1 protein-coding gene is annotated in these 672 nt (G+C 59.5%); it reads right to left on the bottom strand.

Annotated elements, in window-relative coordinates; translation table 11 throughout:
- A partial coding sequence (locus AC1D12_RS34765) for an RHS repeat-associated core domain-containing protein (protein WP_477845593.1) occupies positions 1–672 on the bottom strand: 672 nt, incomplete at both ends.

Below are 672 nucleotides of genomic sequence, written 5' to 3'. Positions count from 1 at the left end.
TCGCGAGGCCGAGCGGATCAACGCCATTGAGAGGATTACCTCCAACATAGCTGTAGGTGTTGACGCCGCCCTTCAGACCAATTGGATCGCTTTGCAGATACCGCCCCAACTGAGCGTCATAGTACCGATGCCAGTTCTGCCAAAGCCCGGTCTCCGGATCGAAGTACTGACCCGGGAAGCCGACGTTAAGTCCCCCGATGTTGTCGACGGCAACGCTCCGATCGAAGGCTGCGTTCGTGGCCCTCCAAACCACTTGCTGGCTGGCGTCGCTCAGCACCTCGGGCCGACCCAGGGAATCGTTGTGGCTCGCGTAGAACTGTCCACTTCGCATCACGCCGAGCAGCTCGCCACCGATCCACACGTAGTTGCTCGACTGTGGCCCGACTTCGTAGAGCAACTGGCCGCTCGGGGCGTAGACATAGCCAGTGCCGGTACCTCCCGCCGCCCCTCGATAGGCACGCTGATTAAGGGCATTGTTGCGGTAATCGCCAACGAGAGATCCATTGACGTAGACCGCGGTCAGCCGATTGAAGGCATCGTATCCGTACGTACGGCTTCCATCGCTGCGCGACTCACTTTGCACGTTGCCGGTTGGGTCATGCCCAAAGTTTCGGAATTGCCCAGCTCCGCTCCACGAGGCGATGCGATTGCTATCGACATTCAATGTCAGGC

It is taken from the genome of Rhizobacter sp. P1_G5, from assembly GCF_056405435.1.
Note: the sequence above shows the minus strand (reverse complement) of the source record. Positions and strands in the feature narration are given on the sequence as shown.